The organism is Pseudomonas artemisiae (genome assembly GCF_057128685.1).
On record NZ_JBSKHS010000005.1, the window covers coordinates 38,012 to 65,001 of the forward strand.

The following is a 26,990-nucleotide window of genomic DNA, read 5'->3' on the forward strand; positions in this document are numbered from 1 at the left end:
CCCATGAAATGCTACTTGCTCGCCGTGCCGCTATTGGCACTAAGCGCCCCGACACTGGCCAACACCGGCACCATCAACTTCACCGGCAGCATCAATGCAGGTACTTGCCCCATTGTGATCCGCGACCCGGCCGGCGGCACTGGCGGCGAGGTGAAGATGGGGGAGGCCATGGCCGGCAACTTCAGCCAGGCCGGCATCGAAACCAACCACCGATCCTTCGCCATCGAAGTAGCCGATGCCTCCCAATGCGCCGGCTGGGACGGCAGCAGTGGCGCCACCAACGTGGCCAAGGTTCGCTTCAGTGGCATGCAGGGCGCGGCCGATAACGGCACCCTGTTTGCCCTCAAGACCGGCAGCAGTGCCGCCACCGGGCTGGCCCTGGGCCTGCGCGACAAAGACAAGACCCAGGTCGGCCATGGCGCGCTGTCCGGCGACTACCCGCTCAACAGCGGCAGCCAGAGCGATCTCACCTTCACCGCGTTTTACAAGTCCACCGCCGCCGCGGTGATCGCGGGCACTGCCGATGCCGACGTAGCCCTGGAACTGATCATCAATTGATCGATGCCGGCCCAAGCTGGGCTGGCTCCATTTTTGACAAGGAGTTCATTCATGAAACGCTTTCTCTTCGCTTTGCCCCTACTTGCAATGGGGGCCCCGGCGCTGGCCAACACCGCTGTCATCAACTTTACCGGCACGGTAGTGGCCGGCAGTTGCCCCATCGTTATCAAGGACCCCGCCGGCGGCAGCACCGGCGCCATCAACATGGGTGAGGCCATGGCTGGCAACTTCGACCGTGCCGGCCTTGAAGTGAACCACCGTGATTTCGCCATCGAAATCGACGATGCCACCACCTGCCCTGGCTGGAGCAGCGGCGGCAACAATGTAGGCAGCGTCCGCTTCTTCGGCCTGGCTGGCGGCGCTGACAACAACAAACTGTTCGCCCTCAATGCCAGTGGCACCCCGGCCACCGGCGTGGCGCTGGGTATCAAGGACAACAGCGGCACGGCCGTCGGTCATGGCGGGCAGTCGAAGGACTACCCCCTGGCAGGCAACGGGCCGGACAGGCTTGCCTTCACTGCCTTCTACCAATCTACCGCCTCCACGGTAGTGGCCGGGGCCGCTGATGCCGACGTGTCGGTAGAGCTGACCATCAATTGACCCCGCACGGGCCGTGCAAGGCGGCCCGCTCCTGAAGGTATGCACCCATGGTATTTCGCATCTCTGCCGCGCTGCGCGTCGCGGGCATGGCGGGGCTGGCATTTGCCTGCCTGCTGGCCCGCCCCGCTGACGCCGCGCTCACCCTCAGCGCCACCCGCCTGGTGATCACCGATGATAAACGCAGTGTGTCGGTGGTGGCCCGTAACCCTGGCACCAGCACCTATGCCGCTCAGGTATGGGTCAATACCGACGCCGACGACACCACCACCGAGGTACCGCTGATGCCGGCTCCAGGGCTGTTTCGTCTGGGCCCTGGGCAGGAGCAACTGGTGACGGTCAATCGGCTGCCCAACGACCTGCCCACCGACCGGGAATCGCTGTTCTACTTCAATCTGCAGGAAATCCCGCAGAAAACCGAAGGGCCGAGCAACACGCTGCGCATTGCCCTGCGCACGCGCATCAAGGTGTTTCACCGCCCCAGCCAGTTCAAGGGTGACCCAACCCTGCGCCTGAAAGAACTACGCTGGCACCGTGAGCGGGCGGGCGGGCGCGATTACCTGGTGGTGGATAACCCTACGCCTTTTCATTTTTCCTTCGTCACCCTGCGCGCGCAAAGTGCTGGCAAAGAGCATGCGCTGACCGTGGCGCCCATGGTCGCGCCCTTGTCGCGGCAACGCTACCCGGTGGATATCCCCTTGGGCGAGGACGCCCGCCTGAGCGTGGCGGCTATCAACGATTACGGCGGCTTTACCGACCCCTTGGACCTTCCCCTGCCTTTGAAGCGCTGATCGCCACCGCTGGAGTTAACCATGACGTGCATCACCCCGCGGCGCTGTCGGCCGGTGCTTCGCGCTGCCTGGCTGGCACCGGTCGGCGCCCTGGCCTGCCTGGCACAGGCTGACGAATTCGAGACCGGCTTTTTACGCACCGAGGCGGCAGCCAGCGCCCTCGCGGCCTTGAGTGAAAACGTAGACCTTCCGCCAGGCGAGTATGACTTCCAGGTGCTGCTCAATGGCCAGGCCCTGGGCCAACATCGGCTTGGTTTGCAAAGGGCCGGGCAACGGTGGCAAGTGTGCCTGCCGCTGTACTTGCTGGAAGAGAAAGGAGTCAACCCTGCGGCATTGCAACTGCCTGACACTGCGCCAGGCCCTTGTATCGACCTTGAAGAGGCACTCGAAGGCAGCCAGGTCACCGTGGATACGCGGCGTTTCAAGATAGCCGTTTCAGTACCTCAGGTCGCCCTGCGGCGCCGGCTGATCGGTGCCATCGACCCTGCCGACTGGGACAGCGGCATCACCGCAGGCTATGTGAATTACCAGGCCTCGGCGCGGCAAGGCCATAGCCGCTATGGCGGCGCCGATGGCCAGCGCGACCTGTACCTCAACGCCGGCCTGAACCTGGGTGAATGGCGCTTGCGCACCACCCAGTCGTTGACCGACAACAACCGCATGGGGCGCCAGTGGCAGCGCCTGGACACCTACGCCCAGCGTGATATCCCGGCAATACGGGGCAACGTAACGGTTGGCGAGCTCTTCACCCAGGGCGAGGTGTTTCGAAGCGTGCCGCTGCTGGGGGTTCAGGTTGCCTCGGACATGGAGATGCTGCCGGACGTACTGCAGGCCTATTCGCCGGTGATCCGAGGCGTGGCCCAGAGCCGCGCCAAGGTCGAGGTTCGCCGCGACGGCTACCTGCTCTACACGACGTACGTGTCACCGGGCGCGTTCGAACTCGACGACTTATCGGTGAGCGGCAGTGGCGAACTGGAGATCTCCGTCATCGAAGACGACGGTCAGGTCACTCAGTTCACCCAGCCCTATTCCACCTTGGGCAACTTGCTGCGCGACGGCGTATGGCGCTATAGCGCAGCCGTGGGCCGCTACGACCCGGCCTATGCGACCACACATCGCCCGCTATTGGCACAGGCCAGCCTGGCCCGCGGCTTGCCAGGCAACTGGACGGTTTACGGCGGTGCCATGGGGGCCGGCTTCTATCAAGCAGGGCAACTGGGGTTGTCGCGGGACTTCGGTGCCTGGGGCGCCCTGGCCTTCGATGCCACCCACGCGGCCACCAACAGCAACGGCGCGCGCCCCGCAAGCCAAGGCATGAGTTATGCGGCGCGCTACGGCAAAGCATTTGGCACCGGTACCCAGCTGCGTTTCGCCGGCTATCGCTATTCCACCGAAGGTTATCGGGATTTCGACGAGGCCGTGGCCGAACGAGGTGGCGGCTGGTTGCGCCATGGTTCGCGCCGCAGCCGCCTGGAAGGCGCGCTGTACCAAAACCTGGGGGCTCGCACCAGCCTGAGCCTTGCCCTTTCTCAAGAAGACTATTGGGGGTCCGGCTACCAGCGCAAGCAGGTACAGACCAACCTCAGTACGGTGTGGCATGGGGTGGGCGCAAACCTTTATGCCAGCCAGGCGTTCGATGAACGTAATCGCCAATACCGCCAGTGGGGCTTGAGCGTGAGCGTGGCACTGGGCAGCAGCCGCTCCAGCGCCACCCTCAACGCGCAGCGCAGCGGCGAGCGGATGAGCCAGCGCGCTTCGCTGTCCGGTTACCATGACGACCTGAGGCTCAGCTACCGCGCCACCCTTGCCCAGGACAGCCAGCAGGAGCGCAGCGGATCGTTTTCCGCGAACTGGCAAGGCGCGGCCGGGAACCTCGGCGCAACGGTAAGCAAGAGCGGCAACTATAGCAGCGCCTCGGTCAATGCCAGCGGCTCGCTGGTGTTCCACCCTGGCGGAGTGATCGCCTCGCCCCAGGTCAGCGATACGTTCGCCATCGTCGAGGTACCTGGCATTGAAAACGTAGGCATCCGCAACGGCGCCGGGCGCACCAACGCGCAAGGCCATGGGGTTTCCAGTCCGCTGCGGCCCTACCGCGTCAATACCGTAAGCCTGGACACCAGTGACCTGGGCCCGGACGTGCTGATCGACAACGGTACTCAGAGCGTCATACCGCGCCGTGGAGCTGTGGTGAAAGCCACGTTCAGTGGCCGCCAGGTAACCCGGATTCTCCTGACAGCACGCCTGCCAAACGGCGAAAAGCTCGCCTTTGGCGCAGAGCTGTTGGATAAAAAGGGGGACTGGGTGGCAACGGTAGGCCAAGGCGGCCAGGCCCTGCTCGAAGGTACCGCTCAGCCGCAAACACTGATGGCGCGCTGGGGCGAGGATGGCGAGAAGCGCTGCCAACTGCGTATAGACCCGCAAGCCGCCCGCGCCGAGCAGGGCTATCACCTGGTCGATGCCGTATGCACACGCTGACCATGCCCATTTTCGAACCTCTCTTATTGCCGCGGGGCACGCTCTGTGCGATGCCCTGCCCTTACTGCCGAGGCACCCATGAAGCACCGCACCGCAGCGACCGCCCTGCTATTGATCGCCCTCGCCGGCCCTCCTTCAAGCCATGCCACGCTCGCCACTCTGCCGGCCAACGGCTGCCATTGGGACCCGAAATGGCCCGGCCCCCTGGAAATTGAGTTTCCCATTCCCCCGACCCTGCATATCGCTCAGGACGCCCCCGTAGGTACCCTGGTTGGCGGACAGGAGTTCAGGGGCCGGGGGACGTGGCGCAGACAAGCCGCATTCGATTGCCAGAATAGTAACGCGGGTGGCAGCGTGGTAGCGGCGACCTACCACGCGAACATCGTGCCGCCCATTGCGAACCTGGCCGGCGGCCTGCCAAGGATCGCCATGCCAGTGCCGGAAGACAGCATCATAGAGACCAATATCCCCGGGTTGGGTGTTAGCGTACGGCTGTCAGGTGCGGTGGATGGGAAAAGTCAGAGCGAAGGGAAGTTCGTGCTGCAAAAATCAGAAGCCCGGGTACCCTTCACATCTGCCTGGGACTACGCCCATGCCACGATTTTGCGGGTAGCAGGTCACGAGTTTTTCGTTACACTGGTCAAGACCGGCCCCATTCCGGCAGGGCTGCACACGCTTGATCCCGGTTTTGAAATAGTACAGGCGCACGTCACCCAGCCAGTAACGGGTGTAGACACCGTGCTGAACTTTCGCCTGTCCGGCAGCCTGGTGTCAGCCGGGTGTGGTACCGCCGCCGACCCGGTTACCCCTGACCCGGTGGACCTTGGAGAGTTCGAAGCCAAGGATTTCCAGCAAGCCGGCGCTGCCAGCGCCCCGGTTCGCTTCGAATTGAACCTGGTCAACTGCCAGCCTCCGGCCCAAGGCACGGTGCCTCGGGTACACCTGCAACTCGACCCAACCAATGGCTCGACCGAGATTGACGCAGCCAACGGCCTGTTCAGTACTGGGGCTGGGTCAACGGGTGGGGGCGTGGCTTTCCAGCTGTTCAGGCAGGATGCTATCCAGCCTATGCCATTGGGCATCAAAGTGCCCATCATGACCCTGCCCACCGGGGACATGAAAATGCCGCTTAATGTAAAGCTGGTCAAGCATACCGGGGCAGTCACGCCAGGTACGCTAACAGGTGCGCTGAATTTTTTGCTGACCTATGAATGACACCCTCGCCCGGCCAATGGCCGGGCGCAGGCCGGGGTTTGCAAGAAGCTGGCTGCGACTGCCCAGTTTACGTGCATACCCTGACGCTGGCGCAGGATAACTGGGCCAGAAAATTCGAAGACGGGAAAGGTAGGTGGCAACCCCACCAGCCACACCCCGGCACACGATGTTCCCGCCATGGCTGCTCCCTTCCGGGCCTGACCAGGTTAACGGGTAATCATTGCGAGGGGACCGATGGGGCCGCCATAACGCACGCTTGCCGGGTTGCCCGGTAAGCGGGGGCTATTGTACAGGCTTGGCGGGCGGATACAACCGCGCGGATAAAAAAACATTACAGCTCAACGGGTTGAACGCATCCCACCGGGCCCACCGAGCGAACAGTGAAAGCCCTAGCAGGGTTGCTAGGTACCCGCTCTACAGCGTTCAGTTTAACTTGAACCCCTCCAGTTCACTCTAAAGAGGTTCATATGAACATCAAGGCAATGTACTTATACGCGGCCTATTTATCTTTCTTACCCTTTGGGTTCTCCACGCCCGCGCGCGCCGCCGACCCGGTTTACCAGGTCATGATCAGCGATGTTGATAATGCAGGGTGCACAATGAATATCAGCGGTAACGGCACCATGAAATTTATGCATGCCTGCCATAATGGCGATATGAGTTTCCTCACCGTTTTGAAGTTACCCTCCACCGCAACCCTGTTAGTCAGTTCCGGTTACTGTACTGAGTCCACGGAGCGCGAAAAATGGTGGGTCAAGCTTGAATCGACCACACGGGACCTATCCACCGATAAACTCAACATTTCCAATCTGATCACGCTTGCGGGCGCATGGACAGGCCCGGAATCTAACGTTTATGTAGCGCCTTATTTGAAAGTTGTGGGTTTCGGCCAGTCCGAGGCACCGACCCCGGATGCCCAGGCGCGATGTGTGGCCGTCACGCTACCGACCAGTGTCGAGGGAAGGGAAGACACTTTCAAGCTGAGCATGGAGCCTTCCAGTGATGGTTATGGCGACCCTATATCGAAATATTTTTGTTATCAAGGCCCTATGATTGCCGAATACCACGCCCCCACTTTCGATCCACAACGCCATAAAGTTACGTGCCTTGAGATTCGAGACTTTGACGGAAATATCTATCAGCCCCAGAACCTCAGGGAACATACCGTCAAGACTGACGACTTTCCGTTTACTTGCAATCAGGGCCAGGCCTTGGTTCGTACCGAGATGCACATCGTGCCCTTCCTGGATAGGCGCGTCATCTGCGCTACCTTAGTCAACAGCAAAACCAAGGAGGCGCTCAAGCTATCCGCTCCAGAACCTAGCAGACAGGGACCCGTATGGGACGGTTTGACCCTGTGTGATGACCCAAAAGTTGGGGAGAAACAAAGAGCTTGGAACCCCAATCACATCCCCACCGGAATCGACTTAGGAAAGGGTTTCGTTCAATACTGGTGTTCCACTTTTTCGAAATAAGAAAGCGGTACATTTGACCTGATACCTCCTAGCGCCCCTGTAACCGGCCCTGATTGGGCCTGTTACAGGGGTGAAGTCAGTCATGAGCAATCCAGCCTGACCCGGCTGGGCTGTAAGGATGTGATTGGTGCCAGCTCGCGCATCCTGGCCGACGCTTAGCTGATTACGTCCAATATCTCATCGGCCCTGACCCACACATCCGCACCCTTTCCCAATGGGCGTCGTCTGCTTCTTTGATATACAGCGTCCCTAGACCATTGGCATGGCTTGTGGTGGGCGGTGTACTGCTTGGGTCTTCGCCGATAAAGTCAAAGGCAAGGCCTGTAGCTTCGTTTTCGACCTTGGCCACCAAAGGCAGGCCGAGGTTAAGCAACTGGGCAACCAGCCGCCGCTTGGCGGTTTCGACCTTGAGCCAATAGCTTAAATTGTCCCAAGGCGCCGCAGTTCCTGGCATAAGCCAGGCGGCACGGCGCCTGGATCAAACGCTTTGGTCAGCCAGCATGCTTGAGAATTGTGCCTCATCCATCACCGCCACCCCCAACTGCTGCGCCTTGGCCAGCTTGCTCCCCGCCCCCGGCCCCGCCACCACGGTGTGGGTCTTGGCGGATACCGACCCGGACACCTTGGCCCCCAGCGCCTCTAGCTTGTCCTTGGCTTCGTCCCGGCTCATGCGTTCCAGGGTGCCGGTCAGTACCCAGGTCTGCCCTGCCAGTGGCAGCCCTTGCACCACCTTCTTGATGCTGGCCCAGTGCATGCCAAAGTCACGCAGCTGGGCTTCAACGGCCAGTGCCTCGGTACGGCGCGGCTCGTCGTCGAAGTAATCCCGTACCGCCTTGGCGGTGCGTTCGGCCACCACCTGGCGCAGGTCCAGCCAGTCGGCGTGGGCCAGTGCTTCCAGCGAACCAAAGCGGTGCGCGAGCTTTTGTGCAGCGCCTGGCCCCACATAAGGGATGTCCAGCTTGGCTACCAAGCCTTCGAAGGTGGTAGCGGCGGCGAATTCGGCATGCACATCGCCCTCCCCTTGCAGCTGAACCCCGCGCTCCAGCAGTTGGGCGATTACCGTGCGGTTGTGTGCTTCCTCGAAGAAATGGCCAATCTCGTAGGCCACTTCGTTGCCGATGTCCGGCAGGTAGGTGAGTACCAGGGGCTTGGCGGCCATGATGCGCTCAAGGCTACCCAATGAGCGGGCCAGCACCTTGGCGGTTTCCTCGCCCACTTCCGGGATGCCCAGTGCGAAAATAAAACGCGCCAGGGCCGGGGTACGGCTGTGCTCGATGGCGTTGACCAGGTTGCGACTGGAGATTTGTGCAAAGCCTTCCAGGCCCAGCACCTGTTCTTGGGTGAGGGTGTAAAGGTCCGCCGGTGAAGCCACCAGGCTTTTATCGACCAACTGCTCGACGATCTTGTCGCCCAGGCCGTCGATGTCCATGGCGCGGCGGGAAACGAAATGGATGATCGCCTGCTTGAGCTGGGCATGACAGGCCAGACGGCCCACGCAGCGGTACACCGCGCCCTCGCTGACAACCTGGCGGCCTTTGCTGCGCTTGATCAATTGAGTACGCTCCACCTCCGAGCCGCATACTGGGCAATGGGTCGGGATAGGCACAGGGCGCGCATCGGCGGGCCGGCGCTCGGTGACCACTTGCATCACTTGGGGGATCACGTCCCCGGCGCGGCGGATGATCACCGTGTCGCCAATCATCAGGCCCAGGCGGGCCACTTCGTCCATATTGTGCAGGGTGGCATTGGCCACGGTCACGCCTGCCACCTTCACCGGTTTAAGCCGGGCCACGGGGGTAACCGCGCCGGTGCGGCCGACTTGGAATTCCACATCCAGCAGCTCGGTAAGTTCTTCAGACGCAGGGAATTTATGCGCAATGGCCCAGCGCGGTTCGCGGGAGCGGAAGCCTAGCTCGCGCTGGGCGCCAATGGCATTGACCTTGAACACCACGCCGTCGATTTCGTAGGTCAGGGCCTGGCGGCGGGTGCCGATGTCCTGGTAGTACTCAAAGCACTGCTGGGCGCTGGTGGCCACCTTTAGCTCGCGGCTGATGGGCAGGCCCCATTGCTGCAACTGCTTGAGGTTACCAATATGGGTGTCGGCGATGTCGTGGCTGATTTGGCCGATGCCATAGCAGCAGAATTCCAGCGGGCGGCTGGCGGTGATCTTAGAATCCAGCTGCCGCAGGCTGCCAGCAGCAGCATTGCGGGGGTTGGCGAAGGTTTTACCGCCTATTTCCGCTTGGGCGGCATTAAGCCGCTCGAAGCCCGCTTTGCTCATGAACACTTCGCCGCGCACTTCCAGGGTAGCGGGCCAGCCGCTGCCCTTGAGCTTGAGGGGCACATTGCGAATGGTGCGCACGTTCACGCTGATGTCTTCGCCGGTGGTGCCGTCGCCGCGGGTGGCGCCGCGCACCAGTTGCCCGTCCTGGTACAGCAGGCTGACCGCCAGGCCATCCAGCTTTGGCTCGCAGCTGTACTCCACCGTTTGGGCTTCCAGCCCGTCGCGCACACGCCGGTCGAAGTCCAGCAGGTCCTGTTCTTCGAAGGCATTGCCCAGGCTGAGCATCGGGATTTCATGACGCACTTGGCTAAAAGTGGCCTGGGCCGCGCCGCCCACCCGCTGGGTGGGAGAATCTGGTGTTACCAGGTGCGGGTTGGCTTCTTCCAACGCCTTGAGTTCACGGAACAGGCGGTCGTATTCGGCGTCGGGGATGCTGGGTTCGTCGAGCACGTAATAACGGTAATTATGCTCGTCCAGTTCATGGCGTAGTTCGAGGATGCGGGTGTCGGCGTTATTCATCTGGCGTCTGTCCGGCCGGGGCAAGTTAAATCGCTGTTCAAAGCGTTAAAACGAAAACGCCAGCCTGTGCCTGCTAAAGCAATAACGCTTCGCAAGCAAGGCTGGCGCTTCAACCTACTAAGGTTAGCGCTTGTGAGTGAGCGCGCGACGCTCGAATTCCACGATACGCTGGCGATAGTGCTCGATGGTTTGCGCGGTCAACACGCTGCGCTGGTCATCCTTGAGTTCCCCATCCAGTTCATGGGCCAGTTTACGGGCTGCCGCGACCATGACTTCAAAGGCGGGTTTCGGGTGGCGCGGGCCTGGCAAGCCCATAAAGAAACTTACCGCGCGGGTAGTGAAGTGATCGATGTCATCCAGGTCGAACACCCCTGGCTTGACTGCGTTGGCCATGGAGAATAGCACCTCGCCATTGCCTGCCATGCTCTCGTGACGGTGGAAGATGTCCATGTCACCGAAGCGCAGGCCACTTTCCAGAATATTCTGCAGCAGCGCCGGGCCCTTGAAACCGTTGGGGTCGCGGGAAATCACATTGATCACCAGCACTTCTTCTACCGGCGCGGCATCGTCACCCAGGCCTGGGCCGTCGTCCAACGCATAGTCATCACGGGCCTCGCGAGCGGACATGCGCGGCTCCTCCACCGCCACCTCGGCCGCCCGGGGCGCTTCCTGGCGCCTGCGTCGACCCTCGCGGGTGGGTGCGGTCATGGACGGCAGATCGGCTTCATCCAGTTGGGGTTCCTGATGGTCTAACACCCTGGGGGGGCCCAGTACCTCGTTGTTGGCGCCTTCTTCGTCGGGCAAGTTAGATAAGCTACGGTCCAGCCTGAATTTAAGCTTGCCCTTCTTACCACCGCGCATACGGCGCCAGCCATCGAAAAGAATGCCGGCGATCACGATGATGCCGATGAGGATCAGCCACTCGCGCAGACCGATTTCCATGTAGTCCTGTGCCTCGATAAAAAGGGTGAACTGAAATAGGGTTAAAAACCCTTTAAAACGTGGTGCCAAGCCGCTGTTCTGGTTGGTGTTTTCCCACGCGCACTAAAATATGAACAATAAACTATCACGACCAAAGGCAACTTTACACCGTTGACTGCATGTGTTTATGCAGCCGCGCCTAGGCATCCACCAGGGCCAATGCTTCTTCTACGTCTACAGCCACCAGCCTTGAGCAGCCGGGCTCATGCATCGTGACCCCCATCAGGTGATCGGCCATTTCCATGGCGATCTTGTTGTGCGTGATATAGATGAACTGCACGGTTTGAGACATCTCCTTGACCAGCCGCGCATAACGCCCCACGTTGGCGTCGTCCAAGGGCGCGTCCACCTCGTCCAACATACAAAACGGCGCGGGGTTGAGTTGGAAGATAGAAAATACCAGGGCCAAGGCGGTAAGGGCTTTTTCGCCACCTGACAGCAGGTGGATGGTGCTGTTTTTCTTCCCCGGCGGCCGAGCCATGATTGTGACCCCAGTATCGAGTAAATCTTCGCCGGTCAGTTCCAAATAAGCACTGCCGCCACCGAACACTTTGGGGAACAACGCCTGCAAGCCGGCATTGATTTGGTCGAAGGTGTCTTTGAAGCGATTGCGGGTTTCCCGGTCGATTTTACCGATTACGCTTTGCAAGGTTTCCAGGGCTTCGACCAGGTCGGCGTCCTGGGCGTCCAGGTAACGTTTGCGCTCGGACTGCTGGCGGTATTCTTCGATCGCCGCCAGGTTGATCGCGCCCAGGCGGTCGATCCGCGCGGCCAGGCTTTGCAAGGCTTGCTCGGTGGCAGCCTCGCTGGCGTCGGCTTCCAGGGTTTGCAGTACCCCGTGAAGGTCGTAGCCATCCTGTTGCAGCTGCTCGTGCAGGGCCTTGCGGCGCTCGTTGAGGGCTTGCCATTGCAAGCGGTGCTGTTCCATTTGCCCGCGCAGCAGTTGGGATTGTTGCTCGGCCTGGGTACGGCGCTTTTCGGCCTCGCGCAGCTCGTGATTGGCGTCGTCCAGGGCGGCCCGAGCCAAGCGCATGTCTTCATCGGCGGCCAGCCGTTGTTCCAACAAGGCTTCCAAGTGGAGCCGGAAGTCTTCCAAGGGGGCTTCGCCCTCCTCCAGGCTCAGGGTCAGTTGCTCCTGGCGCTCGGCCAAGCGCGCCGATTGCAGCTCAAGACGCTCCAAGGCCTGGCGGGTGGAGGTGTGCTGGGCCCGCAACGAACCAAGCCGCAGCGCCAATTGGTGAGCGCTGTCTTTGTGCTGGCGGGCGTCTTGGCGCACGCGCTCCAGTTGCTCGCGCAGTTGTTCGCGCGCCGCGGCCAGGGTTTCGCGCTGGCCGCTGTCGTCGGCCATGGCGTCCAGGGCCTCTTGCAGCAATAGCCTGGCTTCGCCAATGGCTTCGGTTTCCATGGCCCGTTGTTCGGCCAGCTCCAAGGTTTCTTCATCCAGCCGGCGCTTGCGCAACGCCAGTTGTTCAGCACGGGCCTGGCTGGCCGAGCGTTTGGCTTTGAGCTCGCCCAGTTGGCGGGCTTCATCTTGCAGGCGGCGGCGCAAGTGCTCACGGGCAAGCTCGGCAGCGCGCTGGCGCTCCCGGCCCTCGGCCAAGCGAGCGTCCAGCGTGGCCTGCGCGGCTTCGGCGGCTTCACGGGTGGCCTGTAGCTGGTCCAGCTCCTGAGCACGGGCCAGCACGCCGCCTTGGGTATCGCTGCCGCGGCTGACCCGTACGAAGTGCCGGCCTACCCAGAACCCATCGCGGGTCGCCAGGCTTTCGCCCGGTGCCAAGTGGTGCCGAACGGCCAGGGCTTCATCCAGGCTGGCCATGGGGCGCACCTGCCCCAGCCATGCAGAGAGGTCTACCGGGCCACTGACTTTATCCAGCAGGCTGCTGCCCATGGCGGGGGTGGCCAGCGGCTGTGCCACACGCAGCTCGCCTTGGGCAAAACCTGCCAGGCTATCGGCGCTGAGGGCATCCACCAGCACCGCTTGCAGGTCCGCGCCCAGCACCGCCTCTACGGCCTGCTCCCAGCCCGCTTCCACCCGCAGCCCATCGGCCAGGCGCGGCAATGCCTGCCAGCCCTGCTCGGCCAGCCAGTCGCTTACGCCACCACCGGGGTTGAGCGCGGCCTGTTGCAAGGCGTCGAGGGATGCCAGGCGGCCGCCCAGGCGTTGCAGCTCACCCTGCCCTGACTGCTGCGTGTCGCTCAAGCCTTGCAGCTCGGCCCGCAGGGTTTCCAGTAGCTCGGCCTGCGCGTGCTCTTGGGCTTGCAGGTCGTCGATCAGCAGCTCGCTTTCGGCCAACTGTTCGTTAAGCTCCACCAAGGCGGCGTCTTCAGGGTCCGCCGCCAAACCGGCCAGTTCTTCGGCCAGGCGGCGCTGGCGCTCGGCCAGGCGCTCCAGCGTTTGCTCCAACTGCTGCAAGCGCGCCTGCTGCACTTCGGCCTGACGGCGCGGCTCGGCGGAGCGGGTGTTGAAGGCATCCCACTGTTCTTGCCAGCTGTGCATGGCCGCCTCGGCGGTTTCCAGCGCGGCGCTGCTATCTTCAGCGGTCGCGGCCGCCATGGCGTGCTCGGGTTCGAGCATGGCCAGCTCTTCACCCAAGGTGGCCAGCAAGGTTTGGTCGTGGCCTAGGTGCGAAGCGGTCTCTTGTCGGGCGCGTTCGGCTTCGCGCAGGTCGTCTTGCAATTGGCGCAAGCGTTGCTGACCATGGGTAATGCTCTGCTCTACCCGGGCGATGTCGCCACCTACCGAGTAAAAGCGCGCCTGTACCTGGTTGAAGCGCTCCGACAACTCATGGTGGCCGTCACGCAGCCGCTCGATGCTGGCATCGGCGCTGCGCTGGTCGGCCACCAAGGCCTCGAAGCCCACTTCCTGCTCCCCGATCAGGCCTTCGCGCTGAGCCACCTGCTCGTCCAAGGCGCGCCAGCGCAGGGCCGTCAGTTGGGCCTTGAGCTGGCGCTCCTCGCCTTTGTACTGCTGGTATTTTTCCGCGGCCTGGGCCTGGCGGTGCAGGCGTTCCAACTGGCGGTCGAGCTCTTCGCGCAGGTCGGTAAGGCGCTCCAGGTTCTCCTGAGTACGGCGGATGCGGCTTTCGGTTTCCCGACGGCGCTCCTTGTACTTGGAAATGCCTGCGGCTTCTTCGATGAAATTGCGTAGTTCCTCCGGGCGGGCCTCGATCAGCCGCGAGATCATCCCCTGCTCGATGATCGAATAGCTGCGCGCGCCCAGGCCGGTGCCTAGAAAGATGTCAGTGATGTCTCGCCGCCGGCACTTGGTGCCGTTGAGAAAATAGGTGTTCTGGCCCTCTCGGGTCACCTTGCGGCGGATGGAAATTTCCGCGTACGCGGCGTATTCCCCAATCAGCGTGGTTTCGCTGTTATCGAACACCAGTTCGATGCTGGCCTGGCTGACCGGTTTACGGCTGGTGGAACCGTTGAAAATCACATCGGTCATGGACTCGCCGCGCAGGTTCTTGGCCGAACTTTCGCCCATGACCCAGCGCACCGCATCAATGATGTTGGACTTACCGCAACCATTGGGCCCTACCACGGCCGCCATATTGCTGGGGAAGTTCACCGTGGTGGGGTCTACGAAGGATTTGAACCCGGCCAAGCGTATGCATTTAAGGCGCATGGTCAGGGCTTACCCAAGGCGGCCAGCACCAGTTGGCAACTTAATTGGCCATAGGCCTGCAATTGCGTGCGGATGCTGGGCAGGTCGCGGGCGCGCACGGCAGCCAGAAGCGCTTCGAACAGCGCCAGGTAATCAGCCATGGCAGCTTTGCGTTGCTCCAGGGCCAGGTAATAATTGCGGTTCATGGCCGGCTGCAAATTCTCCACGGTGTCGCGCAGGTAAGGGTTATTGGCGAAAGGGTACGCGGCGCGCATCACATTGAAGCTGTCATCCACGAAGGCCTGTATGGCACCGGTCTCGGCGCTGGCGGTGAGCCGTTGCTGCACGGCCAGGAAGGGCGCCAGGTCTGCTTCGGTACGCCAGTGTTCGGCCACCGCATAGCCCAACAGCATGTACAGCTCGCTCATCAGGGCACATAGACTACGCGCATGGTGGGCATTGAGCTCACTGACCTGCGCGCCCCGCCGCGCAAGGATCACCACCAAGTGACGGCGCTCCAGTATCAGCAGTGCTTCGCGCACCGACCCTCGGCTGACGTTCAGCGCCTGGGTCACTTTCTGTTCCTGGATACGCTCACCCGGGCGCAGCTCGCCGCGCACGATGCGGTCGGCCAAGTGGCGGGCTATCTGCTCGGCGAGGCTGTCCGAAGCCTTGAACGTCATGGGGGTCTCTACAGGCTGTGGTCTATACGCAAGGCGGCGATTGTATAGCAAATGTTGCCCGACCGAACCGGTGCAGCAGTCAGCGCTAGCGCGCGCGTAAGCCTGGGCGTAAAGCTGACTCCAAGGTCAGAAAGCCATTGACCCGCCCGCGCTTCGGCTACTACATTCGGCCCATGCCCCTCGAACCGGGTTTGCCCACTGCCGCAACACGCGCCGTGTGCCCCTTCGGTACTACAGAGATTTCCATGAGCCATACCCGTACAGCCTACCGCGCCAGCCTGCTGCACAGCTTGGGCGACCCTACCGAGGTCGGCGTCAACGCCTCCTATGAGTATTTCAGCGACGGCTTGCTGGTGGTAGAAGACGGTCGAATCCTTGCAAAGGGCGATGCGCAGGCCCTGCTGCCAACCCTGCCCGCGGGCACGCCGGTGGAGCATCTGGCGCACGCGCTCATTACCCCAGGCTTTATCGACACCCACATTCACCTGCCGCAAACCGGCATGATCGGCGCCTACGGTGAGCAGCTGCTGGATTGGCTCAACACCTATACCTTCCCCTGTGAGCGGCAGTTCGAAAACAAGGCCCATGCCGATGAAGTGGCTGGGCGCTTCCTGGCCGAGTTGCTGCGCAATGGCACTACCACGGCCCTGGTGTTCGGCAGCGTGCACCCTGAATCCGTCGACGCTTTGTTCGAAGCCGCGCTGGGGCTGAACCTGCGGCTGATCGCTGGCAAGGTAATGATGGACCGCAACGCCCCAGGCTACCTTACTGATACCGCCGAAAGCAGTTATGCCCAGAGCAAGGCTTTGATCGAACGCTGGCACGGCAAGGGCCGCTTGCATTACGCGGTTACCCCGCGCTTCGCCCCTACCAGCACCCCGGCGCAATTAACCCTGGCCGGCCGCTTGCTGAGCGAGCATGACGGCCTGTACCTGCAAACCCACTTGAGCGAGAACCTCAAGGAAATCGAATGGGTAAAGGCGCTGTTCCCTGAGCGCCAGGGCTACCTGGACGTCTACGACCATTACCAGCTACTGGGCGAGCGCTCGGTGTTCGCTCACGGCGTGCACCTGTGTGAAGCCGAATGCGCGCGCCTGGCCGAAACCGGCTCGGCAGTTGCGTTCTGCCCCACCTCCAACCTGTTCCTGGGCAGCGGCCTGTTCAACCTGCCCATGGCCGAGCGATATAAGGTCAAGGTGGGCCTAGGTACGGACGTGGGCGCCGGCACGAGTTTTTCCATCCTGCAAACCCTTAACGAGGCGTACAAGGTGATGCAATTGCAAGGCGCGCCTCTGAGCCCATTCAAGTCCCTGTACCTGGCGACCCTTGGTGGCGCGCGGGCATTGGCCCTCGAAGGCCAGGTCGGCAGCCTGGACGTAGGCTGTGAGGCAGACTTTCTTGTATTGGACCTCAAAGCCACGCCCCTGCTGGACTACCGCCTGGCCCAGTGTAAAAGCATTGAAGAAACCTTGTTCGTGCTGATGACCCTGGGGGATGACCGCGCGATACAGCGTACCTATGCCTATGGGGAGTTGGTGCACCAGCGCTGAGGCGACCGTAAGGTTTTCGAGCGCGGACCGAGTTTTTATAGCCTGCTTAGGCCTAGGGCGTTGCCTTTCAGAATGCACCTCATTATGCTGCGCGCCCTTTGCCAGCCGCCTTAGGCACGGCTGGTGCCATCACCGCCTTTCGCGCCGCCGCCATTACTGGGAGTTTCTGAATGAACCGTACGTTTTCCGGCCTTGTGGTTGCGGGCGGCCTGCTCGCGGCAGGCAATGATGCCCAGGCGGCGGGGGATTGGTTGCAATGGCAGAGCAACAGCCTGACGTACCTCAACGGCAGGGATTTTACGGTTGACCCGCATATCCAGCAGACCTTTACCTTCGAGCACGCCGATGCGTGGAAGTACGGTGATAATTTCCTGTTTGTGGACAAGATCTTCTACAACGGCAAGCCTTCGGCCAGCGCCGGCACCAACACCTACTACGGTGAGTTCAGTCCACGCCTGTCCGCCAGCAAGATCTTCAACCGGCCGGTGAGTTTCGGCCCGGTGAAAGATGTACTGCTGGCCCTGACCTATGAGTTTGGCGAAGGCGACACCGAGGCCTACCTGTTCGGCCCAGGTTTCGACCTAAACGTACCGGGCTTCGATTTCTTCCAGCTCAACGTCTATAAGCGTGTCATTGATGGCCCGAGGGCCGGGGATAACGTTTGGCAGATCACGCCGGTATGGTCTTACACCCTGCCGGTGGGCAAGTCGGATGTATTGATCGACGGCTTTATGGACTGGGTAGTGGGCAACGACAGCAACCGCCACGGTGACTATCACGCCAACCTGCACTTTAACCCCCAAATCAAGTATGACCTGGGCAAAGCCCTGAACATGACCGAGCGTCAGCTGTATGTGGGGATCGAATATGATTACTGGAGCGATAAATACGGCATCAAGGACACCCCTTACTTCGATACCGACCAGAACACCGCAAGCCTGCTAGTCAAGGTGTTCTTCTAAAAACCATCACGCTGATGGGCAATCCCCGCGCTGCCCCGCACACTAACGCCCATGACCGATAACGCCGCTCTACCTAACTGCTGCACCCCCCTGATTGAGCACTGCCCGCTGCCCTTCCCGGTAGCGGGCAGTACCTTTGCCAGTTGCGGCTTTGCGCCTTCGCACTTTGTGCCGGGCGACTTTCTTGCTTGCGGCGTGGACTACCCCCCCAGCATCCAGCGCTCGGTGGCCAAGCGGCAGGCAGAATTTCTCGCAGGGCGCCTGTGCGCGCGTCGGGCGTTGGCGCTACTGGGCCTGGCAGGTCAAAACCTGGCCATCGGCGAGGACCGGGCGCCGCAATGGCCTGCTGGCCTGGTGGGCGCCATTACCCATGGCGACGGTTGGGCCGCCGCTATCGCCGCCCCGGCGCGCAGCCAGCGGGGCCTAGGGCTAGACGTTGAAACCCTGCTGGCGCCCGAGCGCGCGCAGCGCCTGGCGGGGGAAATTCTCACCCCCGCCGAGCTGGCCCGATTGCCTGACAGGCCTGACCGTGCAGCCCTGGGCGTTACCCTGACCTTTTCGTTGAAAGAAAGCCTGTTCAAGGCGCTGTATCCGCTGGTGAGGCAACGCTTTTATTTCGAGGCCGCCGAAGTGCTGGCGTGGTCCATGGACGGTCGCGCTCGCATGAGGTTGCTCCATGACCTAGGGTCGGATTGGCCTGCGGGTACGGAACTCGATGGCCAGTTTTGCGTCCTTGAGCAACAGGTGCTGACTCTGGTTTCTGTCCCTGCCCTACATGACGAATGGCGAAATTCCTAAGGGGTTTCCTACAACCCAGTGGTGGCGCGGCTCTCAGCCATGCGAAGGGTTTTACCCCACATTTTGCCCACACCTTATCCACATTTCTCGATGTTGCAATGGCCCGTCAACCGCATTATCGTGTAGCCCGTTGGCGCAAAACCCACTACATGTAGTGGTTAGCCGTTTCGCTTGAGCACTAGTCCCGTAAATATTTCAAGCCCTTTTCGCAGCCGGTTTACGGCAGCGAAACGGGTGGCTGATACGCCAACGCGCGCGTCGACCAGCCGAACCCTGCTATGCCAAGGAGGCGTGTTTGGCACCTCCTTTTTTTACTTGAAGTCGCGGCATACCGGCCAAGCTGGCTGCTGGCCTTTATGGCCGGTCGTTTGGTTGCGGGTAGCGCAGCGCATGGAACGGCAGTGACCCGCCGGGCCTATATTTCACATTGAGATCGTGGAGAACCTATGCATACCGACACCACTCGCGAGCACCCGCAAGGCCACGCGCCCCAGGGCGTGGGCTCCGCTCAGGAGCTGAGCGCCACCGCGCCCGGCCAACTGCGCGTGATCAAGCGCAACGGTACTGTCGTTCCCTATACCGACGACAAAATCACCGTGGCCATCACCAAGGCGTTCCTCGCAGTGGAAGGCGGCACCGCTGCCGCGTCGTCTCGCATCCATGACACCGTGGCGCGCCTGACCGAGCAGGTCACCGCCACTTTCCGTCGACGCATGCCGTCCGGCGGCACCATTCATATCGAAGAAATCCAGGACCAGGTCGAACTGGCCCTGATGCGCGCCGGTGAGCAAAAGGTCGCGCGCGACTACGTGATTTACCGCGACCAGCGGGCCAAGGAGCGCGCCAGCCGCAGCAGCGCCGGCCTGCCGGCCCAGCCGCACCCGAGCATCCGCGTGACCCGCGCCGACGGCACCCTGGAGCCGCTGGACATGGGCCGCATGAACACCATCATCACCGAGGCCTGCGAAGGCCTGGCGGAAGTCGATGGCGAGCTGATCCAGCGCGAAACCTTGAAAAACCTGTACGACGGCGTTGCCCAGAAGGACGTCAACACCGCGCTGGTGATGACCGCCCGTACCCTGGTGGAGCGTGAGCCGAACTACTCGTTCGTGACCGCCCGCCTGCTGATGGATACCCTGCGCGCCGAAGGCCTGAGCTTCCTGGGCGTGGCCGACAGCGCCACCCACCATGAAATGGCCGATTTGTACGCCAAGGCCTTACCGGCCTATGTGGCCAAGGGCGTGGAATTCGAACTGCTCAACCCGGAGCTGGCCAAGTACGACCTGGTCAAGCTGGGCGCGGCCATCGATCACGAGCGCGACCAGCAGTTCACCTACCTGGGCTTGCAAACCCTCTACGACCGTTACTTCATCCACAAGGATGGCGTGCGCTTCGAGCTGCCCCAGGTGTTCTTCATGCGCGTGGCCATGGGCCTGGCCATCGAAGAAAGCAACCGTGACGAACGTGCCATCGAGTTCTATCGCCTGCTGTCATCCTTCGACTACATGGCCTCCACCCCTACCCTGTTCAACGCCGGCACCCTGCGCCCGCAATTGTCCAGCTGCTACCTGACCACCGTGCCGGATGACCTGTCTGGCATCTACGGCGCCATCCACGATAACGCCATGCTGTCCAAGTTCGCCGGCGGCCTGGGTAACGACTGGACCCCCGTGCGGGCGCTGGGCTCCTATATCAAGGGCACCAACGGCAAATCCCAAGGCGTTGTACCCTTCCTGAAAGTGGTCAACGACACCGCGGTGGCGGTGAACCAGGGCGGCAAGCGCAAGGGCGCGGTCTGCGCCTACCTGGAAACCTGGCACCTGGACATCGAAGAGTTCCTGGAGCTGCGCAAGAACACCGGTGACGACCGTCGCCGCACCCACGACATGAACACCGCCAACTGGATTCCAGACCTGTTCATGAAGCGCGTGTTCGAAGACGGTAAGTGGACCTTGTTCTCGCCGTCGGAAACCCCAGACCTGCACGACCTGACCGGCAAGGCCTTCGAAGAACGCTACGAGTACTACGAAGCGCTGATCGAGTACGGCAAGATCAAGGTCTACAAAACCCTGCAAGCCAAGGACCTGTGGCGCAAGATGCTCTCGATGCTGTTCGAGACCGGCCACCCCTGGTTGACCTTCAAAGACCCGTGCAACCTGCGCAGCCCGCAGCAGCACGTGGGCGTGGTCCATAGCTCCAACCTGTGCACCGAGATCACCTTGAACACCAACAAGGACGAAATCGCGGTCTGCAACCTGGGCTCGATCAACCTGCCGAACCATATCGTCGACGGCAAGCTGGACACCGCCAAGCTGGCACGCACGGTGAAAACCGCCGTGCGCATGCTCGATAACGTGATCGACATCAACTACTACTCGGTGCCGCAGGCGCGCAACTCCAACCTCAAGCACCGGCCCGTGGGCCTGGGTATCATGGGCTTCCAGGATGCGCTGTACCTGCAGCACATCGCCTATGGTTCGGACGCTGCCGTGGACTTCGCCGACAAATCCATGGAGGCGGTCAGCTACTACGCCATCCAGGCCTCCTGTGACCTGGCCGACGAGCGCGGTGCCTATCAGACGTTCGAAGGTTCGCTGTGGTCCAAGGGCGTGCTGCCGCTGGATTCCCAGCAGATCCTGATCGAGGCACGTGGCGCCAAGTACATCGACGTAAACATGGACGAGACCCTGGACTGGGCCCCGATCCGCGAGCGCGTGAAAAAAGGCATCCGCAACTCCAACATCATGGCCATCGCGCCGACCGCGACCATTGCCAACATCACTGGCGTTTCGCAGTCCATCGAGCCGACCTACCAAAACCTGTATGTGAAGTCGAACCTCTCGGGCGAATTCACCGTGATCAACCCCTACCTGGTGCGTGACCTCAAGGCACGGGACCTATGGGACTCGGTGATGATCAACGACCTCAAGTACTACGACGGTTCGGTGCAGCAGATCGAACGCATTCCGCAGGCGCTCAAAGACCTGTACGCCACCGCGTTCGAAGTGGACACCAAGTGGATCGTGGAAGCGGCCAGCCGCCGTCAGAAGTGGATCGACCAGGCGCAGTCGCTGAACCTGTACATCGCTGGCGCCTCAGGCAAGAAGCTGGACGTCACCTACCGCATGGCGTGGTTCCGTGGCTTGAAAACCACCTACTACCTCCGTGCCCTGGCCGCCACCAGCACCGAGAAGTCCACCGTGACCACCGGCAAGCTCAACGCTGTAAGCAGCGGCGGCGACACCGCCCTCCAAGCCGCCCCGGCCGCATCCGCGGGCCCGGCACCGGTGCCCAAGGCCTGCGCCATTGACGAGCCGGATTGCGAGGCGTGTCAGTGACCGCGAGCCACGCATGACCTTCAGGGCGCCTTCGGGCGCCTTGTTTGTTTGTGAGCAGTCGCAAACGGGACCCTGTTCTTTTCCCAGGCTTAGCCTAGCTCTACAAAACCAGGCGTCTTTAAGCTTACGTAAGCTTGGGATCCGGCATATTGCAGCCAAACGGTAATATTTAGTAAAGGCTTACAAACGCTTTCTTTCGGCTAAGAGGCGTGACCGGTTAGCATAGGTGCATTCCGTCCCCATTTTCACGAGACGACCATGAAGCTGACCTCCATACACCTCAGTAACTATCGCGCCCATGAAGATTTGCAGGTCCAATTCAACGATGCGTTTAATGTGGTTGCGGGTATCAATGGTAGCGGAAAAACCTCACTACTGAGGGGAATCAGCGAGGCATTGGGGGCCTCGCTTGTGGGGGTTCCAAATGTCTATGAGTCGCCGCTTGGGGACACCACTTGTATTCACGTTAGTACGCGCTCCATCGAGGGGCGCTACCGTTTTGAATCTCGATTTCCTGTAGCAGTGGTCGCCCTCGGCCAAGCGGCCGACAGTACATTTCGTATCAAAGTACAAAAAAACAATGATGTTTCGTACCCCGCTTTTGAAGGCGAGCCTCCCCTCCATGGATTAGTACATGCGGGGCAGCCTGGCCAACTATCCCAGGCTCAGGTGACGCTGCCTGTCGTTGCATTCTATAGAGCGAATCGTCAATGGATTGGCCAACCTAATCATGTAATGACCGCAGCTACTGAAAAGCCTGCTCGTTACGATGGCTACCAGCAGTGGGGGGACGCTGCCGTTAACGTGTCGGCCTTGCAACACTGGGCAATCGCAAAATGCCTGGAGCGCTATCAGCGTTCATCTGAAACGGGAAAACGCTTCCATGAAATCGACGATGATGAATTGGCATTGGTCAATGCTGCCCTACGCGCTGCTATTGAAGGAATAGGCTACTTACGCTACGACATGCAGCAGAAAAGCTTGTTAGTGGAATGGCGGCAGAATGAGAGCGAAGTAGCTAAGACCGTATCATTTGATAACTTGAGTGACGGCCAGCGCGCCTTGATCTGTTTGATAGCCGATATAGCCCGGCGTATCTGCCTGCTCAACCCGCACCTAGGCAAGAATGTGATTGATCAGACACCCGGAGTGGTGTTGATCGACGAGCTGGATGTGCACCTTCACCCCCGCTGGCAACGCAATATCGTAAAGGGTCTAAAAGCTGCATTTCCTGCGGTTCAGTTTATCGCCACCAGTCACTCTCCCCAGATCCTCGGGGAACTGCACCCAGAGGAGATAATCCTTCTACGCGAACAGGGTACGACGCAGCCAAACGTGAGCTATGGCCTGGACTCTAGCCAGGTACTAGAAGAAATTATGGGCGCCTCTTCTCGTAATGTTGATATAGAGCACTCGCTCAAGCTGCTATTTGTAGACATTGAAAATAACCAGTTAGTTATAGCCAAACGGCGACTCGCCGAACTCGCTAAACAGGCACCACAAATCCCAGAGCTGAGTAGGGCCGAAGCTTTAATTCGACGCAAGGAGATGATCGGAAGATGAAGCATGTAGTTAAACACGAGGCTCCCACCAGCTTCTAACGCTGGAAATTACAGGCTAGTGATGAGTGGCAACCTACATATAATGACTTGCGCGACCCTGAAAAGGCCGACCTCCATCGGGCGCTGTTAGCTTAACAAGGTTGGGTGTGCTGCTACTGCGGCCGGCGAATTGAGCAGGCTTACAGCCATATAGAGCATTTCCGTCCTCAAGCACACTACCCGGAAACAGCACTCGACCATAACAACCTGCATGCGTCCTGCATTCGGCAATGTAGTGCCAGCACACCGAAGCATTGTGGCCACGCTAAGGCAAATGATTTTAATGAGGCCTTTGCACTGTCTCCAACCTCGGCAGACTGTGAAAGCCGCTTCAGTTATACCTTAGATGGGCAGATCCTCCCGAAAGACGAAAAATCAGCCTATATGCAGCGCTTGCTTAAGCTTGATATCGCCTTCCTAAGTGACCGCCGTAGCGCGGCTTTGCAGGGCGTGTTTGATAATGGCTTTCTAGAAAGCGCTACTGACGAAGAGCTGAATCGCTTGAAGGACAGCTACGGACAGCCAGATGGCGAGGGGCGCCTACCGGATTTTGGGCATGTGGTAGCACGCTATGCCGAGCAACAGATGCGAAAAGCTGATGCATAGTGGGACTATCAGATTTTGTGTTCGGGCTATCAACGGCCTGCCGTTAGGCGGGCCTAGTAGGTAGGCGTTGCTCTGAGGACAGAATCGCGGATTGATTCATCGCACTCTTCGCGTCATAGGCCGCTGAGCCCCGCTTGGCCGTGATATTGCGCAAGCCAGGCCAGATCAGTTTGGTGGCAGCACCCTCGGTCGGGGGTCGAGCTGAAGCGCCCGGTCTCTACCTTGGATAACTCCCTGAACTTCTAGCCCTGGCATCTTTCGCATTTCGGGTACGTTTCTTTTATTGCTCGCCAACCCAAACCGGCCTGTAACGGCCAGCCTGAAGGAGCCTACCGATGACCACCCAACGCCCACAACCGCCCCAGCCTGAACAAAAGCAAGCTTGGCCCGGTACTGGCATGGCCATGCAGCCTAAGCCCGATCACGGCGAAACCAGCTACACAGGCTCGAACCGTCTGGCAGGCAAGAAGGCAATTATCACCGGTGGCGATTCCGGCATCGGCCGCGCCGTAGCCATCGCCTATGCGCGTGAAGGCGCGGACGTGCTGATCTCCTACCTCGATGAGCATGAAGAAGCCCAAGACACCGCGCGGCTGGTGGAAGAAGCCGGCCGCAAGGCGGTGCTGGTGGCCGGTGACATCACCGAGGCAAGCCACTGCCGACATATCGTCGAGCAGGCGGTGCAAGCCTTTGGCCGTATCGACGTTTTGGTCAACAACGCGGCTTTCCAGATGAGCCGGGACGGCCTCGACGAGATATCCGATGAGGAATTCGACCGCACCATCAAAACCAATATCTATGCCATGTTCCACCTGTGCAAGGCGGCGGTGCCCCATATGCAGCCCGGCGCCTCCGTGATAGGCACCTCCTCGGTAAACGCCGACCAGCCCAAGCCGAAACTGTTGGCGTATTCCGCCACCAAAGCCGCCATTCAAAACTTCTCCGGTGGCCTGGCCGCGCTCTTGGCAGAGAAAGGCATCCGCTCCAACGTGGTGGCCCCAGGGCCGATCTGGACCCCGCTGATCCCCGCCACCATGCCAGTTGAGCAAGTGAAAAGCTTTGGTTCCGAAGTACCCCTACAGCGTGCCGGCCAGCCCGCGGAATTGGCCTCGACCTATGTAATGTTGGCCAGTGATGAGGCCAGTTATATCTCTGGCGCCACTATCGCGGTGACCGGCGGCGTGGCGATCATTTAAGGCGCGTTAGTCAAGGAAAATTACACAAAAACCACTCAAAAAAGGCCCCGACGAATGGCAAATACGGCTCCCCGCCCGTGTTTGCCGGGGCTGCGGCTCGATCCATTAGCGGCGGCTCCACCCTGTGCGACCAACTGCCTTGAAAGCAGGCCAATACGCTATATCCTGTGTTCACAGCCAGCGCACACCACCACATGTAGCTAATGAGGCAGTGCGACCAATGGAAGCGGACAGGTGTTTTGTTGATCCAGGCCCGCGCATTCAGGGATGCTTTTCCGTATACTTGCGCCCTCAAATGAACGAAGCGGCCCGCCTATCATGGCGTGGCCCCAGCCAGGCCTGGTAAGTGAGCGCTGTGCTCGCTAAAGCAACCCGATTCGCCGCTGGCCCTTGAACGTTCGAACCGTTTTTTACCCTCGTAGGCGCGCCCCTTTGGGGCAGGCGTTGACGCGCTAATTTTAATCTCAATGAGGCCACCAGGCGGCCTCGTGGACAGGAGACAACCATGCTCAGTTGGGACGAATTCGACAAAGACGACGAGGCCGTGGCCACCCTTGGCGCCGGGGCAGCTGCCACCGCCATGGACAAGCTCGATAACGCCGGTAGCGAGGCCGCTCACCGGGCCCGCGAAGTGAGCGCTGCCGACAGCGCGGCAGTCGCCCGCGCCAAGGCTGCCCTCAATAGCCTGGATATTGCCGAAGGCTTGGCTGAGCTCGAAGGCTCCGCTGCCCGCGTGGCCGTCGACGAAAAGCGCATGATCAACTGCCGCGCCGACCTTAACCAATTGGTGCCTTTCAAGTACGACTGGGCTTGGCAGAAGTACCTGGACGGCTGCGCTAACCACTGGATGCCGCAAGAGGTCAACATGACCGCCGACATCGCCTTGTGGAAGAGCCCTGAAGGCCTGACCGACGACGAGCGCCGCATCGTCATGCGCAACCTGGGCTTTTTCTCTACCGCCGATTCCTTGGTCGCCAACAACCTGGCGTTGGCGGTGTACCGCCTGATCACCAACCCCGAATGCCGCCAGTACATCCTGCGCCAGGCCTTCGAAGAGGCGATCCACACCCATGCCTACCAGTACTGCATTGAATCGCTGGGCATGGATGAAGGCGAGATCTTCAACATGTACCACGAGATCCCATCGGTCGCCAAAAAAGCCGCCTGGGGCCTGAAGTACACCCGCGCCATTTCCGATCCGCAGTTCAACACCGGCACCGTGGAAACCGATAAAGAGCTGCTGCGCAACCTGATCGCCTACTACTGCGTACTTGAAGGTATTTTCTTCTATTGCGGCTTCACCCAGATCCTCTCCATGGGCCGACGCAACAAGATGACCGGCGTGGCCGAGCAGTTCCAATACATTCTGCGCGATGAATCCATGCACCTGAACTTCGGTATCGACGTGATCAACCAGATCAAGATCGAGAACCCGCACCTGTGGGATGCCGACCTCAAGGAAGAGGCCACCCAGATGATCCTTCAGGGCACCCAGCTGGAAATCGAATACGCGCGAGACACCATGCCCCGCGGCGTGTTGGGCATGAACGCGGCCATGATGGAGGACTACCTCAAGTTCATCGCCAACCGCCGCCTGTCCCAGATCGGCCTGAAGGAAGAGTACCCAGGCACCACCAACCCCTTCCCTTGGATGAGCGAGATCATGGACTTGAAAAAAGAGAAAAACTTCTTCGAAACCCGCGTGATCGAGTACCAAACCGGTGGGGCGTTGAGCTGGGATTGAGCAAGAGAGCGTC

19 protein-coding genes, 1 other RNA gene and 1 pseudogene are annotated in these 26,990 nt (G+C 60.7%); 14 read left to right on the plus strand and 7 right to left on the minus strand.

Annotation, left to right across the window (positions count from 1 at the left end):
- Positions 1–3 precede the first annotated feature (3 nt).
- The 5 genes from ACWKV4_RS07735 (at position 4) to ACWKV4_RS07755 (ending at position 5,636) form a co-directional block, all read left to right on the plus strand.
- On the plus strand, positions 4–558 hold the full coding sequence (locus tag ACWKV4_RS07735) for a fimbrial protein (RefSeq protein ID WP_483831500.1): 555 nt from the start codon (positions 4–6) through the stop codon (positions 556–558).
- Between the two features lie 51 nt (positions 559–609).
- On the plus strand, positions 610–1,158 hold the full coding sequence (locus ACWKV4_RS07740) for a fimbrial protein (RefSeq protein ID WP_483831501.1): 549 nt from the start codon (positions 610–612) through the stop codon (positions 1,156–1,158).
- A gap of 47 nt (positions 1,159–1,205) precedes the next feature.
- On the plus strand, positions 1,206–1,946 hold the full coding sequence (locus ACWKV4_RS07745; protein ID WP_483831502.1) for a fimbrial biogenesis chaperone: 741 nt from the start codon (positions 1,206–1,208) through the stop codon (positions 1,944–1,946).
- A gap of 21 nt (positions 1,947–1,967) precedes the next feature.
- Positions 1,968–4,421 (plus strand): fimbria/pilus outer membrane usher protein, encoded by a 2,454-nt coding sequence (locus tag ACWKV4_RS07750; protein ID WP_483831503.1) that lies wholly within the window; start codon positions 1,968–1,970, stop codon positions 4,419–4,421.
- A 78-nt stretch (positions 4,422–4,499) separates the two neighbouring features.
- Positions 4,500–5,636 carry a fimbrial protein gene (locus ACWKV4_RS07755; RefSeq protein ID WP_483831504.1) on the plus strand — a complete coding sequence of 379 codons (1,137 nt, stop codon included), beginning with the start codon at positions 4,500–4,502 and terminating at the stop codon, positions 5,634–5,636.
- Between the two features lie 140 nt (positions 5,637–5,776).
- Here ACWKV4_RS07755 and ffs read toward each other — a convergent pair.
- Positions 5,777–5,873, minus strand: an RNA gene (gene ffs / locus ACWKV4_RS07760) — signal recognition particle sRNA small type.
- 230 nt (positions 5,874–6,103) lie between these two features.
- On the opposite strand from ffs, the gene ACWKV4_RS07765 reads away from it, so the two are divergent.
- Positions 6,104–7,111, plus strand: coding sequence for a hypothetical protein (locus ACWKV4_RS07765; protein ID WP_483831505.1), 1,008 nt, complete (start codon positions 6,104–6,106; stop codon positions 7,109–7,111).
- A 163-nt stretch (positions 7,112–7,274) separates the two neighbouring features.
- Here the strand turns inward: ACWKV4_RS07765 and ACWKV4_RS07770 are convergent, their stop codons facing one another.
- The 5 genes from ACWKV4_RS07770 to ACWKV4_RS07790 form a co-directional block, all read right to left on the minus strand.
- Entirely contained in the window at positions 7,275–7,565 is a 291-nt protein-coding gene (locus ACWKV4_RS07770) for a putative zinc-binding metallopeptidase (protein WP_483831506.1), read from the minus strand.
- Between the two features lie 24 nt (positions 7,566–7,589).
- Complete coding sequence (gene ligA, locus ACWKV4_RS07775) at positions 7,590–9,914, minus strand: NAD-dependent DNA ligase LigA (RefSeq protein WP_483831507.1); 2,325 nt, start codon at positions 9,912–9,914, stop codon at positions 7,590–7,592.
- Positions 9,915–10,037: 123 nt separating this feature from the next.
- Positions 10,038–10,856, minus strand: a complete 819-nt coding sequence (gene zipA, locus ACWKV4_RS07780; protein ID WP_483831508.1) for a cell division protein ZipA — start codon at positions 10,854–10,856, stop codon at positions 10,038–10,040.
- 178 nt (positions 10,857–11,034) lie between these two features.
- A complete protein-coding gene (gene smc / locus ACWKV4_RS07785) occupies positions 11,035–14,520 on the minus strand; it encodes a chromosome segregation protein SMC (RefSeq protein WP_483831509.1) in 3,486 nt (1,161 codons plus the stop codon).
- A gap of 2 nt (positions 14,521–14,522) precedes the next feature.
- Complete coding sequence (locus tag ACWKV4_RS07790; RefSeq protein WP_483831510.1) at positions 14,523–15,182, minus strand: GntR family transcriptional regulator; 660 nt, start codon at positions 15,180–15,182, stop codon at positions 14,523–14,525.
- Positions 15,183–15,427: 245 nt separating this feature from the next.
- On the opposite strand from ACWKV4_RS07790, the gene guaD reads away from it, so the two are divergent.
- The 6 genes from guaD to ACWKV4_RS07820 all read left to right on the plus strand — a co-directional run bounded on the left by guaD (position 15,428) and on the right by ACWKV4_RS07820 (position 24,037).
- Positions 15,428–16,732 (plus strand): guanine deaminase, encoded by a 1,305-nt coding sequence (guaD, locus tag ACWKV4_RS07795; RefSeq protein ID WP_483831511.1) that lies wholly within the window; start codon positions 15,428–15,430, stop codon positions 16,730–16,732.
- 170 nt (positions 16,733–16,902) lie between these two features.
- On the plus strand, positions 16,903–17,694 hold the full coding sequence (locus ACWKV4_RS07800; RefSeq protein ID WP_483831512.1) for an outer membrane protein OmpK: 792 nt from the start codon (positions 16,903–16,905) through the stop codon (positions 17,692–17,694).
- A gap of 51 nt (positions 17,695–17,745) precedes the next feature.
- Entirely contained in the window at positions 17,746–18,492 is a 747-nt protein-coding gene (locus tag ACWKV4_RS07805; RefSeq protein ID WP_483831513.1) for a 4'-phosphopantetheinyl transferase family protein, read from the plus strand.
- 446 nt (positions 18,493–18,938) lie between these two features.
- Positions 18,939–21,830, plus strand: coding sequence for a ribonucleoside-diphosphate reductase subunit alpha (locus ACWKV4_RS07810; protein WP_483831514.1), 2,892 nt, complete (start codon positions 18,939–18,941; stop codon positions 21,828–21,830).
- A gap of 258 nt (positions 21,831–22,088) precedes the next feature.
- Entirely contained in the window at positions 22,089–23,393 is a 1,305-nt protein-coding gene (locus ACWKV4_RS07815; protein ID WP_483831515.1) for an AAA family ATPase, read from the plus strand.
- 143 nt (positions 23,394–23,536) lie between these two features.
- Complete coding sequence (locus ACWKV4_RS07820) at positions 23,537–24,037, plus strand: retron system putative HNH endonuclease (protein ID WP_483831516.1); 501 nt, start codon at positions 23,537–23,539, stop codon at positions 24,035–24,037.
- A gap of 43 nt (positions 24,038–24,080) precedes the next feature.
- Here ACWKV4_RS07820 and ACWKV4_RS07825 read toward each other — a convergent pair.
- Positions 24,081–24,230, minus strand: a pseudogene (locus tag ACWKV4_RS07825) (IS256 family transposase); the annotation flags it as partial.
- A 142-nt stretch (positions 24,231–24,372) separates the two neighbouring features.
- Between ACWKV4_RS07825 and ACWKV4_RS07830 the strand changes: the two are divergent.
- Together ACWKV4_RS07830 and ACWKV4_RS07835 are read left to right on the plus strand one after the other, a co-directional pair.
- Positions 24,373–25,233, plus strand: coding sequence for a glucose 1-dehydrogenase (locus tag ACWKV4_RS07830; RefSeq protein ID WP_483831517.1), 861 nt, complete (start codon positions 24,373–24,375; stop codon positions 25,231–25,233).
- A 505-nt stretch (positions 25,234–25,738) separates the two neighbouring features.
- Positions 25,739–26,977 carry a ribonucleotide-diphosphate reductase subunit beta gene (locus ACWKV4_RS07835; RefSeq protein ID WP_483831518.1) on the plus strand — a complete coding sequence of 413 codons (1,239 nt, stop codon included), beginning with the start codon at positions 25,739–25,741 and terminating at the stop codon, positions 26,975–26,977.
- The last annotated feature ends 13 nt before the right edge of the window (positions 26,978–26,990 follow it).

Coding starts and splice junctions, on each gene's coding strand:
- ACWKV4_RS07735 (WP_483831500.1), top strand. CDS start 4: ATGAAATGCTACTTGCTCGCCGTGCCGCTATTGGCACTAAGCGCCCCG.
- ACWKV4_RS07740 (WP_483831501.1), top strand. CDS start 610: ATGAAACGCTTTCTCTTCGCTTTGCCCCTACTTGCAATGGGGGCCCCG.
- ACWKV4_RS07745 (WP_483831502.1), top strand. CDS start 1,206: ATGGTATTTCGCATCTCTGCCGCGCTGCGCGTCGCGGGCATGGCGGGG.
- ACWKV4_RS07750 (WP_483831503.1), top strand. CDS start 1,968: ATGACGTGCATCACCCCGCGGCGCTGTCGGCCGGTGCTTCGCGCTGCC.
- ACWKV4_RS07755 (WP_483831504.1), top strand. CDS start 4,500: ATGAAGCACCGCACCGCAGCGACCGCCCTGCTATTGATCGCCCTCGCC.
- ACWKV4_RS07765 (WP_483831505.1), top strand. CDS start 6,104: ATGAACATCAAGGCAATGTACTTATACGCGGCCTATTTATCTTTCTTA.
- ACWKV4_RS07770 (WP_483831506.1), bottom strand. CDS start 7,565: ATGCCAGGAACTGCGGCGCCTTGGGACAATTTAAGCTATTGGCTCAAG.
- ligA (WP_483831507.1), bottom strand. CDS start 9,914: ATGAATAACGCCGACACCCGCATCCTCGAACTACGCCATGAACTGGAC.
- zipA (WP_483831508.1), bottom strand. CDS start 10,856: ATGGAAATCGGTCTGCGCGAGTGGCTGATCCTCATCGGCATCATCGTG.
- smc (WP_483831509.1), bottom strand. CDS start 14,520: ATGCGCCTTAAATGCATACGCTTGGCCGGGTTCAAATCCTTCGTAGAC.
- ACWKV4_RS07790 (WP_483831510.1), bottom strand. CDS start 15,182: ATGACGTTCAAGGCTTCGGACAGCCTCGCCGAGCAGATAGCCCGCCAC.
- guaD (WP_483831511.1), top strand. CDS start 15,428: ATGAGCCATACCCGTACAGCCTACCGCGCCAGCCTGCTGCACAGCTTG.
- ACWKV4_RS07800 (WP_483831512.1), top strand. CDS start 16,903: ATGAACCGTACGTTTTCCGGCCTTGTGGTTGCGGGCGGCCTGCTCGCG.
- ACWKV4_RS07805 (WP_483831513.1), top strand. CDS start 17,746: ATGACCGATAACGCCGCTCTACCTAACTGCTGCACCCCCCTGATTGAG.
- ACWKV4_RS07810 (WP_483831514.1), top strand. CDS start 18,939: ATGCATACCGACACCACTCGCGAGCACCCGCAAGGCCACGCGCCCCAG.
- ACWKV4_RS07815 (WP_483831515.1), top strand. CDS start 22,089: ATGAAGCTGACCTCCATACACCTCAGTAACTATCGCGCCCATGAAGAT.
- ACWKV4_RS07830 (WP_483831517.1), top strand. CDS start 24,373: ATGACCACCCAACGCCCACAACCGCCCCAGCCTGAACAAAAGCAAGCT.
- ACWKV4_RS07835 (WP_483831518.1), top strand. CDS start 25,739: ATGCTCAGTTGGGACGAATTCGACAAAGACGACGAGGCCGTGGCCACC.